At 52.1% G+C, this 1359-nt stretch carries 2 protein-coding genes; one reads left to right on the forward strand and one right to left on the reverse strand.

Features of this window, described 5'->3' with window-relative positions:
- Window positions 1-217 (reverse strand): ESPR domain-containing protein (locus tag H6A60_RS11355; RefSeq protein ID WP_239477734.1); only part of this gene is annotated, 217 nt, incomplete at its 3' end.
- A 582-nt stretch (window positions 218-799) separates the two neighbouring features.
- On the opposite strand from H6A60_RS11355, the gene H6A60_RS11360 reads away from it, so the two are divergent.
- Window positions 800-1359 (forward strand): glycosyltransferase family protein (locus H6A60_RS11360; protein ID WP_205104695.1); only part of this gene is annotated, 560 nt, incomplete at its 3' end.

Here is a 1359-nt window from a genome sequence, read left to right on the forward strand (position 1 = left end):
CATTGTAGGGAGCAGCCCAAACAGGGGTGCCGAGCGTCATCAGGCCGAGCGTTCCGGCCATCGCACCGGCCTTCAGCACATTGGAAATGCCGAGCGACGAGCCTTCAACATGCACCGCCTTCACCGAGCAAGCCTTTCTGCGGCTGCGGCACATTTCGTTGACGACCTGATAGAGACGGAGTGCGTCGTTCCAGATGACCTTGTAGATGGTATTCATAGAGCTCTACTCCACGAAGGGCGAAATCGACTGCGATTCAGGCATACCGAATACACGCGGGCACGCGCTTTCGCCTTCATTTGCAATTAGAAACCGGTTGAACACGGAGGGCTCGACAGACTCAAAACAGAAGCTCGCCGTGATGAATGGGATGAGGCCTAAGTACGGGCGTGCAAAAGCCTTCCGCTCATGCCGATAAATCGGCGCGGAATGCATAAAGAATTCATGGGTGCGCATTGCTAAACCGCACCCGCCCATAAATGGCTGCATAGATAAACTCACTGATCAGTCGCTTAGCGCATAGAATTCAAGGGAGCTTTCGCTGGGTTTCTTGATCAGAGAAACAGCTTGAAATCTCACGCAAACAGCACTTTCAATCTATACATGTACCCCCCTCCCCTCGAATAGGGTTTTCTCTGTATCTCAAAAAATTTATTTTTGTATACAAATGGGCTTATTGGTACTTATCCGACATAGATTTAAACTCAATTTACGTTATCTATGAGAAAAATAAAAGTTCTTTTTGCTTGCCCGCAGACCTTATTCGACGTTTCGAACGGGGCAACGATGCAGTGCTATACGATGCTTCAAACGCTTTCGCTTCTCGATTACGAAACGGCGAGCATCGGCGGCGGAATTTTCGACAATCCTTCGGGCGAAGCGCGGATCCCCAACTTCAAAGAGCAGCTCGAGAATGCGAAGGGAAAGGAGATCCTCGTCAATGTGGACTCCTCCGTCAACCCGGCGAATCCCATCCGGCACTATTTCTTCACGGGCTTCAAGTCAACAGACTGGAACGCGATCACTTCGTACGAAGCCTCGCGGTTTCTCTTCCACTACTCGAAGCTTCTCAAATCGTTCAAACCCGACCTGGTGATCGGCTACGGCACCGACCCGCTCTGCCGCGCCATGAACGTTGAAGCGCACCTTTTCGGCATTCCGAACGCCTACATCATCTGCAACGGCAATCACCTGCACTACCGCTTCCCGTTGAACGACGTGCTCCTCTGCGACTCGCAGGCAACCTCGAACTACTACCGCGACCGCGAAGGACTCACCGTTCATCCGATCGGCAACTTCATCAACCCGAAGCTTGTGGTCGCGGAAACGCACGAACCGAAGTTCGTGACGTTCATCAACCC

The organism is Sutterella massiliensis, assembly GCF_016899755.1.
GTDB classification, from domain to species: domain Bacteria; phylum Pseudomonadota; class Gammaproteobacteria; order Burkholderiales; family Burkholderiaceae_F; genus Sutterella; species Sutterella massiliensis.